The 15,050-nt window shown below is 54.1% G+C and carries 11 protein-coding genes and 2 pseudogenes; 9 read left to right on the top strand and 4 right to left on the bottom strand.

Annotation, left to right across the window (positions count from 1 at the left end; all coding sequences use genetic code 11):
- The first annotated feature begins 1 nt into the window (after window position 1).
- The 6 genes from FH061_RS03510 (at window position 2) to FH061_RS03535 (ending at window position 5,502) form a co-directional block, all read left to right on the top strand.
- Window positions 2-826, top strand: coding sequence for a CheR family methyltransferase (locus FH061_RS03510; RefSeq protein ID WP_151633062.1), 825 nt, complete (start codon window positions 2-4; stop codon window positions 824-826).
- A 5-nt stretch (window positions 827-831) separates the two neighbouring features.
- On the top strand, window positions 832-1,440 hold the full coding sequence (locus FH061_RS03515) for a chemotaxis protein CheB (RefSeq protein WP_151633064.1): 609 nt from the start codon (window positions 832-834) through the stop codon (window positions 1,438-1,440).
- A complete protein-coding gene (locus tag FH061_RS03520) occupies window positions 1,437-2,621 on the top strand; it encodes a hybrid sensor histidine kinase/response regulator (protein ID WP_151633066.1) in 1,185 nt (394 codons plus the stop codon). Before FH061_RS03515 ends, FH061_RS03520 begins: the two co-directional genes overlap by 4 nt.
- 197 nt (window positions 2,622-2,818) lie before the next feature.
- Window positions 2,819-3,118 carry a hypothetical protein gene (locus tag FH061_RS03525; RefSeq protein ID WP_151633068.1) on the top strand — a complete coding sequence of 100 codons (300 nt, stop codon included), beginning with the start codon at window positions 2,819-2,821 and terminating at the stop codon, window positions 3,116-3,118.
- A gap of 445 nt (window positions 3,119-3,563) precedes the next feature.
- Entirely contained in the window at window positions 3,564-4,382 is an 819-nt protein-coding gene (locus FH061_RS03530; RefSeq protein ID WP_151633070.1) for a GGDEF domain-containing protein, read from the top strand.
- 487 nt (window positions 4,383-4,869) lie between these two features.
- Window positions 4,870-5,502, top strand: coding sequence for a YkgJ family cysteine cluster protein (locus tag FH061_RS03535; RefSeq protein ID WP_192804884.1), 633 nt, complete (start codon window positions 4,870-4,872; stop codon window positions 5,500-5,502).
- Between the two features lie 100 nt (window positions 5,503-5,602).
- Here FH061_RS03535 and FH061_RS03540 read toward each other — a convergent pair whose 3' ends face one another.
- Both FH061_RS03540 and FH061_RS03545 read right to left on the bottom strand, forming a co-directional pair.
- The gene (locus FH061_RS03540; RefSeq protein ID WP_151633074.1) at window positions 5,603-6,292 is read right to left on the bottom strand and encodes an L-2-amino-thiazoline-4-carboxylic acid hydrolase; all 690 of its coding nucleotides are present in this window, start codon (window positions 6,290-6,292) and stop codon (window positions 5,603-5,605) included.
- 285 nt (window positions 6,293-6,577) lie between these two features.
- Window positions 6,578-6,961, bottom strand: a complete 384-nt coding sequence (locus tag FH061_RS03545; RefSeq protein ID WP_151633076.1) for a hypothetical protein — start codon at window positions 6,959-6,961, stop codon at window positions 6,578-6,580.
- A 579-nt stretch (window positions 6,962-7,540) separates the two neighbouring features.
- Between FH061_RS03545 and FH061_RS03550 the strand changes: the two genes are divergently transcribed.
- The 3 genes and pseudogenes from FH061_RS03550 (at window position 7,541) to FH061_RS03555 (ending at window position 12,452) form a co-directional block, all read left to right on the top strand.
- Window positions 7,541-10,141, top strand: a complete 2,601-nt coding sequence (locus FH061_RS03550; RefSeq protein WP_151633077.1) for an EAL domain-containing protein — start codon at window positions 7,541-7,543, stop codon at window positions 10,139-10,141.
- A gap of 144 nt (window positions 10,142-10,285) precedes the next feature.
- Window positions 10,286-10,510: pseudogene (locus tag FH061_RS31730) on the top strand (IS3 family transposase); the annotation flags it as partial.
- Window positions 10,511-11,036: 526 nt separating this feature from the next.
- Window positions 11,037-12,452 carry a GntP family permease gene (locus FH061_RS03555; RefSeq protein ID WP_404822417.1) on the top strand — a complete coding sequence of 472 codons (1,416 nt, stop codon included), beginning with the start codon at window positions 11,037-11,039 and terminating at the stop codon, window positions 12,450-12,452.
- A gap of 120 nt (window positions 12,453-12,572) precedes the next feature.
- On the opposite strand, the pseudogene FH061_RS31735 reads toward FH061_RS03555, so the two are convergent.
- A pseudogene (locus tag FH061_RS31735) lies at window positions 12,573-12,801 on the bottom strand (slipin family protein); the annotation flags it as partial.
- A 62-nt stretch (window positions 12,802-12,863) separates the two neighbouring features.
- Complete coding sequence (locus FH061_RS03560; protein WP_151633081.1) at window positions 12,864-14,309, bottom strand: App1 family protein; 1,446 nt, start codon at window positions 14,307-14,309, stop codon at window positions 12,864-12,866.
- Between the last annotated feature and the right edge of the window lie 741 nt (window positions 14,310-15,050).

The following is a 15,050-nucleotide window of genomic DNA, read 5'->3' on the forward strand; positions in this document are numbered from 1 at the left end:
CTTGTCAGAATTTAATGCGCGCTTCGATATCGAACTAAAACTGTTGCTGGAAGGGGTCTATCTCACCTACCAGCATGACTTCAGGCATTATGCCATTGCATCGCTCCGCCGGCGTATTTGCCAGGCGATGGCAGAGTTCGAATGCGATACGGTATCAGAATTGCAAAGCAGGATATTGCATGAACCGGCCGTCTTTGCGCGGATGTTGCAGTATTTCACGGTACAGGTCAGCGAAATGTTCCGTGATCCCCGCTACTTCAAAGCTTTGCGTGAACAGGTCGTGCCGGTACTGAAGACCTATCCTTCAGTAAAGGTCTGGGTGGCCGGTTGCAGCACCGGGGAAGAGGTTTGGTCGCTGGCAATCCTGTTTGCGGAAGAAGGCATGCTCGACAATACCTTGATCTATGCGACAGACATCAACCCTGCCGCCCTCAAGAAAGCCGAGAGCGGCATTTATGATCTTGCACGCATTGCCGGATTCAGCAGCAACTATCAGCAAGCCGGCGGCACCCGTTCTCTATCGGATTACTACACAACCGGATATGACGGCGCACTGTTCGACCGCGCGCTGCGCCGTCGCATGGTATTTGCCGACCATAGTCTCGCCACCGACAGCGTTTTCTCGGAGGCGCATCTTGTATCTTGCCGCAATGTCTTGATTTATTTCGATCCTGTTCTGCAGGACCGTGCAGTCGGTTTATTCGCCGACTCACTGGTGCACCGCGGATTTCTCGGATTGGGCGCGAAAGAAAGCCTGCGCTTCAGCAAGCACGCCGCCCGCTTCATCGACTTTGCCGCATCCGAAAAAATCTATCAGCGCCGGTGAGTATCATGCCTATTACACCTTCAAGCTCACACCAAATCGATTTAATCGTCGTCGGCGGTTCCGCCGGCGGCATCCAGGCCATGAGTGCGTTGCTGGCGGGCCTTCCCGCCAATCTCGCGGCCGCAGTCTCGTTGGTATTGCACATGCCACCTAATCGGTCCAGCTTGCTACCCGAATTGTTTGGACGCCATTGCAAGCTGCCAGTCAAAGAGGCTGAAGACAAGGAGCCCATCGTTCCAGGCACAGTGTATCTTGCCTCACCGGATTACCATTTACTCATCGAACCCGAGAGGCACTTTTCGCTATCCTGCGATGAACCGCTGAATTTTTCCCGGCCATCGATCGATGTGCTGTTCGAATCGGCTGCCATAGCATATGGCTCGAAGGTGCTTGGCATTGTTTTGAGTGGCGCCAACAGCGACGGCGCCGCGGGATTGAAGGCAATCCGCAATGGCGGCGGATTGGGCTGGGTACAGGATCCGGACGAAGCACAGGCCGCAGTCATGCCGTTAGCGGCAATCAAACACGCTGGAGCCGATTCCGTGCTGACATTAGGTAAAATGGTGGAATTGTTAACAGGCGCCGGCATGGTTCCCAAGGAAATCAAAGCATGAGCGACGATATCAACGTACTTGTAGTGGATGATGTGCCACAAAACCTGGTGGCGATCGAAGCCCTGCTCAAGCGCCCCGGCCTGACTATCATCCAAGCCGCCTCGGGTGCAGAAGCACTCGAAGTGCTACTCGTGCAAGAGGTGGCATTGGTCCTGATCGATGTGCAGATGCCACAGATGGATGGATTCGAATTGGCAGCCCTGATACGCGGCAGCGCACGTACCAGCAGTATTCCCTTGATATTTTTGACCGCCGGCGCGCGTGAATCGAAGAATCTGTTCCACGGATACGAATTGGGCGCGGTCGATTTTCTGTACAAGCCGATTGACGAAGCCATTTTAAAGAGCAAGGTAAATGTCTTCGTCGAGCTTCATGCCAAAGAAAAGCAGTTGGCGAAACAACTCGATGAACTGAAACAGGCACTAGCCTTGAACGAGATATTTGTCGCTGTGCTCGGCCACGATTTGCGTACCCCCCTGTCTGCAGTACTGAATGGTACTGACCTCCTACTGAAGATATCGCAGGATCCGATGATCCGTACGGCTGCCACGCTCATGCAGTCAAGTACCGTCCGTATGACAAAAATGGTAGAGCAATTGCTTGACGTCGCACGAATTCGCGCCGGCGGCATGAAATTGCATGGGAAAGAAACGGACTACGCCGAGCAATGCCGACAACTGGCAGACGAGTTAGGTGATTATCGAAAGAATGGACGCATCATCATCGAAGCAGCGGGTAATACCATCGGCACTGCCGACGTCGACCGCATTCAACAAGTATTTTCCAACTTGATGAGCAATGCATTACAACATGGTGACGACGCCATACCTATCAAGGTAGGCATCGATGGCACCGATCCGCAGTCGATTTCAATCAGTGTTCACAACGCCGGCTCGATACCGGCCGAGGCGCTGAAGACGATCTTTGAGCCTTTCGTGAGCCGACAAACGATACAAAAGAACGCGCAGGGATTAGGACTGGGCCTCTACATTGTTCGGAAATTTGTTGAGCTGCATGGCGGTGACGTCACGGTAGCGTCGAGCGCGGCATCAGGCACTACATTTGTCACCCGCTTTCCACGTAGACCAGATGATGAGTTTTTCGCAGTTAAGCCGCTGGCAAACTCGTCCCACAATAAAAATGCGCAGTCTGTTTTGCCGTTTGGCTTAGGCTGTGTTTAATAAGTGTTGCGAGCGGTTCAGATTGGCGCCGAGGAGCGCACGCGTACGGTTGTACGCCGAGCACCGCGGGCGCCAATCCGGATCGCGCAGCAGCTTATCAAACACCGCCTAGTCAGCCAAGCAGGTAGCTGACTGATTTTTTACTTCTGCCGTCCAAGGGACTGGCACATGATGGACTTGCCATCGACGGTTTGCGATTGAGCAAGACATGGATTATCGGATCAACCGGCATTGATGCGATTTTCGTCCATATTCTCGTATTTCAATCCGTAGCCCATGTCGCCGGCTTCCGCATGTCAAAGCTCGAACGGTACGTAAAAATTGCTACCCGCGATAACACCCGCGGAGCGTATCACGGGGCAATTCTCCAATTCGTGATCGAATGGGGCGGCTTTCTGCCCGCCACGGCAGAAAGTGCTCCCAGTTACCTGGCCGACCATGCCGAAACGCTTTCGGTCAATACGCTGTGCCAGCGCTTCGGCGCCCTCGCCTTCTGACACCTCGTAAAATGGCACCGCGACCAGGGTTCCCCGAGCCGACCAAGGCGCCAACCGTCAAGGAAGTGTTCAAAGGCGCGCGGATTCTTCATCCGGTGCGGGAAAGGGCGCCAAATCGTTACAGATTGAGCAGTGACCGGCTTCGTAACATAAGCGCTTCCGGCTCATTCAAATCCCACCGGCACAGTACGCCCCCAAGCGGGCTCCAACGCAAAACACCTCCTTAGCGAGTACATTGGCTGGCTAGGTGGGTTCCTGTTGGCAGTACCATAGGGGTGTGATCAATGCCAGGCAAAAAGCTTAACTTGTTGATTGCGTAACTGTTGCACAAGGCAATCGGTCTGTACCGAATGAGCATTAAGCTTCTTAGGGCAAAGGGATTTGCGCATTGATATCCACCATGGAAAAAATCAAGAATTTTTGCAATGGAGCAACGTAGACTACGATGAAAGTTTCAAAGAACCGAGCTCTCGCGCTTAGTCTGATTGGCTTCGCGATGATCGCATTACTTGATGTCACCACGACATACCATGTTAGCTTTTTGTTGTTGCATCTATTGCCCATTCTTTTTGTCACCTGGTACGCCGGGGCAACTTGGGGCGTAGTACTAAGTCTATCAATGACAATCGTTCAGATGTGCTCAAGCATCTACGATGGAGTTGGGGACTCTGCATCGATCAACTGGTATCTGGACATTGCAAGCGATCTTGGTGCCGCGCTTTTACTTGTATGGATGCAAAGCCGTTTGAAGAAATCATTTGATCACGTTAACCGTCTTGCGCGGCATGACCGGCTCACTGAGTGTTTGAATCGTACCGGGTTCTATGATGCACTCGAATCCGAGTTTAACCGTGCAAAGCGCTATCCCACCCGTTTCTCTCTCATCTATTTTGACTGCGACAACTTCAAACAGGTGAACGATACGCTCGGCCATCACGTCGGGGACAAGCTTTTGGCCAGAGTTGGAGTCATCTTGCGTGGGCATGTGAGGCAAGTCGACTCGGTGAGTCGCTTGGGAGGCGACGAGTTCGCGATACTTCTGCCAGAAGCAGCGCAAACCGCAGCGTATCAGACTATTACCCATTTGCGAGATCAACTCGATTCGGCAATGAAAGCCATGAAATGGCCGGTAACATTCAGCATTGGCGTAGCGACCTTTGACACTGTGCCCGAGACCATCGACAAAGCACTCGAAATGGTCGACGGATTGATGTATGAAGTAAAGAGAAGCGGTAAAAACAATATCGTCTTCCGATCATTTTAATGACCGCCCGGAATGCCGGTCACTCTAGCCGCATCTTGTTCAAGCTTTTCCTGATTGTCCGCTTCTGGCAACTCATCATCTTGCTTAGATCCTAATGAACTGCAGGAAGTTGATAAAAAGCTGGCTTCCTGCTCACCCCAACTGCGCCCTCGGAGCTGCAGTTAATATCAGGAGTGGATTTCCATGCTGCGGGCTACACATCTGCGTTGCGGAGATCAATGCCAGTGGTTTACATGATGGATGCCCCATACCGGGCGCCTAACTTTAATGATGCATTTCCACAAACACTCACCATAACCGCCTGATTACTGACTCTAGGCGTCAATTCCGTGCCGGTGCAGCTTAGGAAGCAGCGCATTTGTATGGCGAATCCCGGAAGACCCTCGCCTAAACAGCCGGTCATGTCTACCGGACGTGAGGCGTATCTCGCGGCACATTGTCCGGCAGCTGCGTTCGTGGCATGATCGGGAAAAACGGGAAGACAATCATGGAAGACATATTCGCACGTATCGTTGCACGCAAGGCTGTGCTGGAAGAGCGCGTCCCGACGGTCACGCGCCAGATAGACCAGGCCTTCGCGCCTTCCGAACCGGCACTGGTGGCGAAGCTGCAGCGTGTGCTTGCGGAAGGCGGTTCGCGCAGGAACAAGATGATCCGTATCCAGGCACTGGTTTCCGAGGTGCGTTCGTACGCAGGCGAACATGTCGCCTGCAAGCAGGGATGCTCCGCGTGCTGCAAGCAGCGGGTAATGATGTCGCAGACGGAAGCCGATGCGATAGGCCACGCGATCGGCCGTCCCGCGGTGCAGCTGCGACTTGACTACGTGCCGCCCCGCATACACGACTTTGGCCGCGACACGCCGTGCACCTTCCTGGTGGACGACGCCTGTTCCATCTATGAACACAGGCCTTTTGTTTGCCGCAACTATGTCAGCCTCGATGTCGACCCGCTGCTGTGCGGCTTCGAGAACTGGGATCTCGCCAAGGCCGGCGACAAGCGCTTCACGCCGGTGCCGCACCTCGACCCCGGCCCCTTGCTGAGCGCCTACCAGAAAGTGGCGGGACAGGACCGCATAGGGGATATCCGGGCATTCTTCCCTCCGGGGCCGAAGGACGCCTGAGGCAAGCTGGTGACGTTCCCGAATTGCCAAACCCTGTCTCTGCACCGGGAACGATGACAGACGTGACTTGGGGGTTCCGGCAAATCGCCTGCTTCATCCCCTACCCCGACCGAAGCCGGGAAAACCGAAAGTTGCAGTGGCTTGCACCGCCCGCCAATGTCTGCGTCCTCTCCAGATGGATACCTCGAGTGGCATAGGCGTCGAAATCCAGACCACAGATGCTCGGCAAAATCTCATGGTCGCCATGGCGGGCCGCGAACTTGCAGAAGCCGCAGGCCTTGTAATCAATGCCGAACTCGAAGTCATCACCCGGACCGGGCTCGACGAAGTCGTAGACAAAATCATCGGGAAACGCTTGCTGATGATCTCGCGTGGCACTTTTCGCGGCTTGCTCTCGCACCAATGCCTGGTTCTCAGACGACATGAATTGACGGCCCGCAGCAAGACGTTTCTCTTCGGGTTCCGTAAGCAGTTGGGCCTTATAGGTTTCCCGCTCGATGTCGGCGATGACAGGGAGGGGCACACCGTGTCGCCGGAGCACCCGGCCAATGGCGATGAAGCCAAGGAGACGCATGAAGAAATCGCTCATGCGGCTGGCCTCACCCCCGACATAGGGCATCTGGGTGAGCACGGCCTCGAACTCAGTCATCACCTGTCGGTGGATTTCGTCGATATCGGAGAGGTGGGCACGGTCGCGCAACAATGGTTCGGCCAGGTTGAGGCGCTGGCGCATAGCGCCTTCCATGGCTGCCAGATGCAATTGGTAGAAAGGATGGATAGTTTCAGCCATGGGACACCACCTCGAAAAATGATTTTCCTAACAAGAACAGATTCAACCATCCACCGCGACCAAAGCCGCCCTCGGCAAACTGTAGCGGGCGGTGGAGATAAACGAAACCTCGGTCAGCCACGCGATCTGCATGGAATTATGACGCCTTTTCGCTAGCCCACGGCCTTGCAGGCCGCGCCCACCTTGCGGCAGGTTCTGGAGCGGAATGCAGGTGAATGGTCGGTCGCCTCGGCTTGACCTGCCCCCAGGGCAAACCGATTCTTCTACAGTCAGGCCGAAAACGATCTAGGGTCTGGCCGCAGATTCTTTCAAAGCGATACGCGCTGCATCAACCCATGCCGAGTGCATGACCCCGTCACGCGAAACATAGTCTATCAGCAGCCATTCACCATGGCGTCTGCGTGCGATCACCACGTCGCCGGGAACAATGAAGCTGTTGCGAACTCGACAGCCGGTATTGGGTGCGCTATGGAAACGCAATCTACCCTTGCCGCTGACGCGTCCCTCCAATGCGGGACTCAGTTCGTTATTGGCATCCCGCGCCTCTCTGTTGACCGATGCGCAGAAGTCCGAAATCTGGCTGCGGCTGCCGTGCTCCCGCGCTGGCCCCGGCACAGGCGTGGTTCCCTGCGCGCCGACGTTCCCGGCTGGCGGTTTATCAGGCGCCATTTTGATGACTCCGCTGCTTTCCCTTGATCCATGCTCCTGCCCCAGGGCCGAGCCGCAAGCGGCTGCGCCTGCCAGCGCCACGATTAAACAAGTGAGTTGCTTCATGCCCGCTCTGACCGCGGTCTATGCGCAAAGGTTGCGGATGCATCCCGTCGGAGTACCACCGGGCAGATGGGTAGCGCGCACGGCGCGACACACCATGAAGAGGGCTGGCATGCAAGCAATCGGAATCAACGCACGGCGATCCGGCCGCCCTTTTTCGTCCTTTTTCGCCCTGTTTCGAACTGTTTCTCCCGTGCGAGCGCATCGTCGAAAACTGCAGCACTGATGAAAGATCCTTCACGCGGTCGCCTAACAGAGCCAGTTCGTTATAAACGCTTTGTCTTAACCATTTGATCTGGATCAAATTAAATTCACAATCCATTAAGCAATACTACTTAAGGTTTTGTGGCTGCCGCCGCACGGTTGGCGGCCCTTGTACCAAGACGGTCTGTTACCGCTTTCAAGCGGCATAGACCCTGATGGGTTTGGCTTCATCCGTAATCGGATGCGGCGCGTCAAGATATCACGAGAATAACAATGACAGATGCAGGATCAGCACATAACAAAACATTGACCAGGATTGTTAACCACATCGGTTTGTCCGATGCCGAGATAGAACAGCGTAAGAACTATCTGGAATTTACCTCGCACGACGCGGAGCTCTTGACGGACCTGCATGCGCGGCTTGAGGATCATGTTACCGATATTGCCGATGTCTTCTACGACCACCTGCTCAAATTCCCACCCCTGCGGAAAATGCTGAGTGACCCCGCGACGCTTGCGCAGCTAAAGAAATCGCAGTCCCATTATTTCGATACGCTCACCTCCGGCCACTATGATGGTCAGTATGTGGCGGAGCGCTTGCGCATCGGTGTTGTCCACCAGCGGATCGGTCTGGATCCGAAGTGGTATATCGGTGGCTATCGCAAGTATATTTCCTCGCTCCTCCCCATCATCCACGAACTTTACGGTGAGACGCCCAAGGCTATGCTGGAAGCGTACGACGCACTGATTAAAGTCGTTTGTTTCGACATGAGCCTGGCGCTTGAAACTTATTTTGAGGCCGACCGTCGAGAGACCATACGTCACAAGGAATACGCTGAAAAGATCATTACCGGACTTCCGACCGGACTGATCGTCCTGGACGAAAGTTTGTCTATCCGTTCCATCAACCCTGCCATGCAAAGCCTGTTACAGGTGGACGAATCAACGGTCATTGGCGTGCCGTTCCTGGATGTGATCGCAGATGAAACCTTATCCGGGCGGGCAAAAGAAGTCCTGAAAACCGGAGAAGCCGTACTTGGCGTCCTGGTGAGTTCCAACGAAAACGGCAGCATGCGGCATCTTGATTTTCGCATTACACGCGTGCAGCTTGACGACAACCTTTACCTGTTGATGATCGCCAAAGATGTTACTGAACGGGTCAAGGCGAGAATGGAGCTGCGTGACAGTGAAGAAAGGTTCCGTCTTACTTTCAGCCTTGCGGGAGTCGGTCTGGCACATCTCTCCAAGGAAGGGAGAATACTGCGTGCAAACCGGCGCCTGCGCGAAATCCTCGGCTATTCCGACAAAGACCTGAAAAACCTTGACTACCGATCGATTACCCATCCGGAAGACCGTGAGAAAGACACGGAATTGCTGGCAAAGGTACTGCGCAACGAAATCAAGTCCTACTCGCATGAAAAGCGTTATCTACATAAGGATGGCCGTTACGTATGGAGCCACTTCACCTTATCACTCGTTCGTGCTGACACCGGCGAACCACGGTACTTTATTGTTGTTCTGGAAGACGTCTCGGAGCGAAAACAGACCGCCGAAAAACTCGTTCAGCTTGCGCAGTATGATTCCCTGACTACGCTTCCAAACCGCGTCTTGCTTCAAGACCGCCTGCTTCAGGCGACCACGGTGGCTGCCCGCAAAAACCAGCAGATGGCAGTACTGTTTCTGGACCTCGACCGATTCAAGGATGTTAACGACAGCCTCGGCCATGAAGCGGGCGATATCATGTTGCAGCAGATCAGCCGGCGTCTGTCTCAGCAGTTGCGGGAGAGTGATACCGTGGCCCGCATCGGCGGAGACGAGTTCGTCATCCTGTTGCAGGACATAGTGAAGGTGGAACAGGTGGCGACGGTCGCCACGAAGATCCTGGCAGCCGTCGCAAAGCCCATCACGATCGAACGCGTCGAGTTCCTGCCAACCTGCAGCATCGGCATCAGCCTCTATCCAAAGGATGGAACCGATAGCCAGACCTTGCTTCGCAACGCCGACACGGCAATGTACAGGGCAAAGGAAGGAGGAAAGAACACCTTTGAATTCTATTCACAGGGAATGAATGAGACGATTCTCAATCGCCTGAATATTGAAAGCGGACTCCGGCGAGCCATTGAACGCAACGAGTTCGTTCTCCACTATCAGCCACAGATCGACGTCAACACGGGCCAGATTGTCGGTGTGGAAGCATTATTGCGCTGGCAACCGCTTGCATCGCAAATGATCAGCCCGGACCAGTTCATATCGATTGCCGAAGAGACCGGGCTTATCGTACCCATCGGAGAGTGGGTGCTGCGTGAAGCCTGCCGACAGGCAAAAAGCTGGGTCGACGAGGGCTTTCCCTCGGTGAGTGTTTCAGTCAATGTTTCGTCGCGTCAGTTCAGGACAGATATTGCCGCAACTGTTGGGGCAGTCCTGAAAGAGACCGGCTGTATTCCGGAACACCTGACGCTTGAATTGACCGAAAGCGTGCTGATGGATTCGCCGGAGACAATGCACGAGACTTTGCACAAACTGAAACAGATTGGCGTGAAGCTTGCCATCGATGACTTTGGAACAGGTTATTCCAGCCTTAGTTATTTGCGCCGTTTTCCTATCGACTCACTCAAGATCGACCGGGCGTTTGTCTCCGACATCGTCATTGATGCTGACAATGCCGCGATTGTGAAAGCGATCATCGCTTTGGGCAATGCCATGAACCTCGATGTTATTGCCGAGGGAGTGGAAACGAGCACGCAGATTGATATGCTCAAAGTAGAGGACTGCGTGCTGATGCAGGGTTACTTCTTCAGCAAGCCGGTACCTGCAAATACGCTCCTTAAAATGCTGCGGGAAGCCTTACCTCTTGGCCTGGAAATATGCCACTGACCATGTCGGTTACGTACACCAGGCGCCGATGGCGCCACATTGGGAACTGGACAAGCGTGACTTAGGAAATTCGGCGCATTTTTCTATTGTGCGAAGGAGTATGTGTCGTAAAGCAATCCGCTATGCCGCGGAACCACGGAACAAAACGCCCTTGCCCTGAGGCAGACTGGATTGGAGACATCCGTCGCTGAAGTGCGCCGCAAGGTGGGCGTGGCCGATGCAAGCATCCATAACCGACGCAAGAAGTGCAGCGAGCTGGGCCTGTCTGAGCTGCGGCGACTCCGGCAACCTGAGGATGGGAACGCCAGACTCAAACGCATGGTAGCGGATCTGACGCTCGACCAGCTTGTGCTTCGGGATGTACTTTAAGAGCTATAAGGCCTTCTCGCATGCGTTCGCTGGCTGATAGTCTGACCGGACGTTTTGGCGCCAGCTTCCGTCGAGCATCAGCAGTTCTACCTCTGGCGAGATCGGTCTATTGCCACCCGTCCGTGGTACCGGACCAGGCATTGCTGGCTATGCGGATCAAGGGAATTCGACCAGGTCAGTCAGGGCGAAAACGCTCTGGCGAGTCTATCAGTTGTTTTCGCATCAGTAACGAGCACAACGCGGGCGGACGGGAACGACACGATTCCATGGTATGGAATGGCGTGGAATTGCATTACCTCGACAGCTGGATATTTTTACGAAAGCGTGGTCGTAATGCCGATGCGGGGTCATGTCGGCCATAAATCTTTCCTGAAGATTACAAGGAATACGGGATCAGATCAAAGCAAGGCACGCATAAGCAATTATCATTACGCCCGCACCGGGAGCAGACACTGGATGCCTGCCGCCGAATGAAAGGTGTTGCCACATCGGATTCACGCACGATTCATTAGCGTTCCAGTGACTAATGAATTCATCATCAGGAGTATGCCAATTGGATTTTTTCATCGTCTTGTCCGCCCTGCTACTGCTGATGTTTGCCGCCTATCGTGGTTACAGCGTAATCCTGTTTGCGCCGATATGTGCATTGCTCGCAGTATTGCTGACTGATCCTTCAATGGTGCTGCCGATGTTTAGCGGCGTCTTCATGGACAAGATGGTGGCTTTCATCAAACTATACTTTCCTGTATTTATGCTGGGAGCGGTGTTTGGCAAGGTCATTGAACTGTCGGGATTTTCCAAATCGATCGTGACAGCGGTGATCGGGCTGGTGGGAAAGCAGCGAGCCATTCTCTCCATCGTGCTGGTGTGCGCGCTGCTGACCTATGGCGGCGTATCATTATTTGTGGTTGTCTTCGCGGTATATCCGTTTGCCGCAGAAATGTTCAGGCAGAGTGATATTCCGAAGCGACTCATTCCCGCAACGATCGCTTTGGGCGCGTTTACTTTCACCATGGCGGCTTTGCCCGGCACTCCGCAGATCCAAAACATCATCCCTACTACGTTCTTCAAAACCACCACGTGGGCGGCGCCATGGCTTGGCATCATCGGCACGCTGTTTATCTTCACGGTTGGACTGCTGTATCTTGAGTGGCGCCGAAAGGCTGCGGCCCGCGCCGGGGAAGGATATGGCGACAACCACCAAAATGAACCGGAAAGGCTGGATGAAGTCACACTGCCCAATCCCTATATCGCGGTACTGCCCCTGATCTTGGTAGGCGTACTGAACAAGGTATTCACAAGCCTTATTCCCGTCTACTTTGGCAGTACGCAAACGCTCAACATTTCCGGTCAACCGCTTACGGTGCAAGTCACCCCGCTGGTCGCCATCTGGGCGGTACAGGGCGCGCTCCTGGGCGGCATTGTGTGCGTAATGCTCTTTGCCTTCAAATCCGTCGCTTCTCGTTTCGCAGCAGGTTCGACCTCGGCAATCGCCGGCTCATTGTTGGCGGCAATGAACACGGCATCAGAGTATGGATTCGGCGCGGTGATCGCTGCGTTGCCTGGCTTTGCCTGGATCACCGGCGCGTTGAAAAACATACCTAATCCGCTTATTAACGAGGCGATCAGCGTTAGCTTGCTTGCGGGAATAACCGGGTCCGCTTCGGGTGGAATGAGCATTGCGCTGGCGGCGCTAGCCGATAACTTTATACGAGCCGCCAACGCTGCCAATATCCCCCTGGAAGTTCTGCATCGCGTCGCGTCGATGGCCAGCGGCGGCATGGATACCATGCCGCACAACGGCGCAGTCATTACCTTGTTGGCCGTTACCGGCCTTACTCATCGGCAGTCCTACCGTGACATATTCGCTGTTTCGGTGGTGATTGCAACGTCAGCGGTATTCGTCGTGATCGGGACCTACTATTTAATTGGGATTTACTAAACGTTATCAAACCTGGTAACTGGGCGATGACGAAGCTATGCGCCTGAAACGCTAGTTTTTATTACGTCCGGATAGCCAAGCCTGGTTCTTTGAGGGATGTTTATGGGCGAGTTCCGACATTCATATCAATAACACTGGAGGCAGAGAAAAAACCATGGTTGTCGGCTTGCCGACAGCGATGTTGGCCATGTTGGCCATGTCCGCATATAACGCACTGGCATGGCTCCCTGCCGCCGCGCTCCAGGACTTGGGCAGTTTGCGTTGACTTCTCCGATCCCTGCAGTTCGCCTTCTGCTTGGACGACCTTTGCCCTCCGCTCTCGTCCTGCTTCGGCCTGACGGACAATGGCAAACAGCACGTACCATCGGTTCGTCCGGGTTCAAGGACATGAGCGTTGTTCCAAAAAGTGATTCATCCTTGGTTCAAGAGCAATCCGCTGTCATTCTTCTTATCCGTGCGTACCTGTTGCATTCCGTGGGGATCAATCAGCCCCTCGGCAGCAGCATGGGCAGCCGCAGCTTCACTATCGGGTATCAGCAGCAGTTGAGTGCCGGTGGAGCGAACCTCTTCAATCAGGCGGTCAAGTGCTTCTATCCGCTCCGGATCCGGATTGACATTGCGTATGTAAATGGCACGTATGCGGTCGGGATATCGCTTCACGACCTCCTGGTAGATTTCCGGATCGTGTTGCCCGCTATCGCCAATCAGAATGAAGGGAAGGCCTGGGTAGGTCTGAAGTATCTTTTCTATGTTGCCGAGCTTGTGTCCGTGGTGACGGTCGCGGCCGAACAAATGCTTCACTCCGAGTTCCTTCAGCATCAGCGGGCCTAAAGGAATACCCTGGGCCTGGAGAAAGTCGACCAGCGGTGTATAGAGATGCCAAGGGCTGCTGGATACATAAAATATCGGGTTTCCTTCATCTCCACCGATACCGTCCCGCAACGCACAGTAAAAAGCGGTCACGCCCCTGAATGGCTTGCGCGTATACGCGTTCGTCATTGCCAGCATCTTCAGCATCCTGACCTTATTGGTGACATTGCTCCACAGGACAGTATCATCAATGTCGCTGATGACGCCGAAACGTGCGGTCGATGGCGGAACCAGCACTTGCGCATAGACGGGGGGCGCCTTTCCTGACTGAAGCGCCGGACTGCCAAGCCTCAGTTCCACTTTGTGCCAGCCGGAATTCTTCAATGGTTCGGACAGACGAAACTCGACATGGAAATAGCCTGCGCTGTTGGTGACCGTCTCATGCTCGATGTCCTGGAACCGTGCTATTACTTTAACGCCGGGAATTTCACTGGAATCGATGCGTTTGTACAATTCAAAAAAGTTCGACCAGGCAGAGCGGGTTTTATTTGGCGGGTGAAATCCCTCGTCCTTGATTACCCTGCCCTGCAACACGAAACGATCAGCAACGCCAAACCCCATGTACGGAATCACCATCACCGTGCCGTCCGTGTCAGAAAGGCGCTTCAGTCTATGGAATGTCCAGCTGGTGGTTGCGCGCGCCTGCTGCGAGAGTGCAAGCAGGGTTTGCATCAACGGACGTTCTTGCTGTACCGGCTCGGGCGACCGGTCGCCGTTCCGTTCTGTTTCAGACGAAGTAAAAGGATGCTCTACCCAGATAGTCTCACCATGCGTGTGGCGAAGCGCTTGCACCACCTCATCGATTTCGAAAGGCGCGTTGATGTCGACCGCGCGGGGCAGGACGTTGACCGCAATGCCGTCGGCACGCATTCTTGCAAGCTCTTCATCAGTCAAGACCCCGGCATTCATATAGATGACTGTCGAGCCATCCACGAATTTATCGGCAAGACTGGCGATGGCTTGGCGGGTGAGTATCACATACACCATTGACTGTAACCGTTGAAAAATCGCATTGTCATTATTGTATTTTTCCGCGTGGCGAAAGATTTGAGATATCTCTCGCTATAGAAAGTCGCCCACTGTCGCGGAAACATGAATGCTTAGTCGGACTGCATGGAAACTTCGGCTTCCCGCACGTTTGCAAGGACCACAACATCACTCATTGCACTAACCTAGTGGTGCGAGCTGGAAACTTGTTAAAAGCAAATGTGGCGAAATCATGCCGAGACAAGGAAAAAAGCACAGCAAGGCCGCGCCTCTGTCACGCGTTGCGCATTGTTGACGCCGTATCGGCATGATTCTCGTCCACCATTTGATCAACAAATTTTTAACTTGCACCACTAGTTACTGCCTAAAACTGTAGGGAAGAAAAGACAGGGATAAGTTCCGTTGGTGGCTTGATGTCTTCAACGGCACCGCCCTTGCCAAGGTATTGGCGGTGTATTTCGCATGACGAGACCTATTGTTGATGAAAATGACCTATTGCAGGCTCATAATAAAATTCGCGAGAAGATGAGTTCATTGAACGGATGCATCTTCGGCATGATTTCCGACAACGGCGCGTTGTTGCATAGCTGCTAATATTTTCATGTGCCGCTTGAGGACTGGCGTTATTGGGAGGCACAAGAGGCTGCATTACGCGCCTGTAGTGCAGCCTCTTCTAATCACTCTCCACGCCACGGGGTCTCATCCACCGCAGTCAATAGGCAGCCGCGATCTCTTTGCTCC

Origin of the sequence: Noviherbaspirillum aerium (assembly GCF_008929045.1) — a bacterium.
In the GTDB taxonomy this organism is placed as follows: Bacteria; Pseudomonadota; Gammaproteobacteria; order Burkholderiales; family Burkholderiaceae_D; genus Noviherbaspirillum; species Noviherbaspirillum aerium.

Coding starts and splice junctions, on each gene's coding strand:
- FH061_RS03515 (WP_151633064.1), top strand. CDS start 832: ATGCCTATTACACCTTCAAGCTCACACCAAATCGATTTAATCGTCGTC.
- FH061_RS03540 (WP_151633074.1), bottom strand. CDS start 6,292: ATGGCTGAAACTATCCATCCTTTCTACCAATTGCATCTGGCAGCCATG.
- FH061_RS03520 (WP_151633066.1), top strand. CDS start 1,437: ATGAGCGACGATATCAACGTACTTGTAGTGGATGATGTGCCACAAAAC.
- FH061_RS03560 (WP_151633081.1), bottom strand. CDS start 14,309: ATGGTGTATGTGATACTCACCCGCCAAGCCATCGCCAGTCTTGCCGAT.
- FH061_RS03535 (WP_192804884.1), top strand. CDS start 4,870: ATGGAAGACATATTCGCACGTATCGTTGCACGCAAGGCTGTGCTGGAA.
- FH061_RS03545 (WP_151633076.1), bottom strand. CDS start 6,961: ATGGCGCCTGATAAACCGCCAGCCGGGAACGTCGGCGCGCAGGGAACC.
- FH061_RS03530 (WP_151633070.1), top strand. CDS start 3,564: ATGAAAGTTTCAAAGAACCGAGCTCTCGCGCTTAGTCTGATTGGCTTC.
- FH061_RS03555 (WP_404822417.1), top strand. CDS start 11,037: ATGAATTCATCATCAGGAGTATGCCAATTGGATTTTTTCATCGTCTTG.
- FH061_RS03550 (WP_151633077.1), top strand. CDS start 7,541: ATGACAGATGCAGGATCAGCACATAACAAAACATTGACCAGGATTGTT.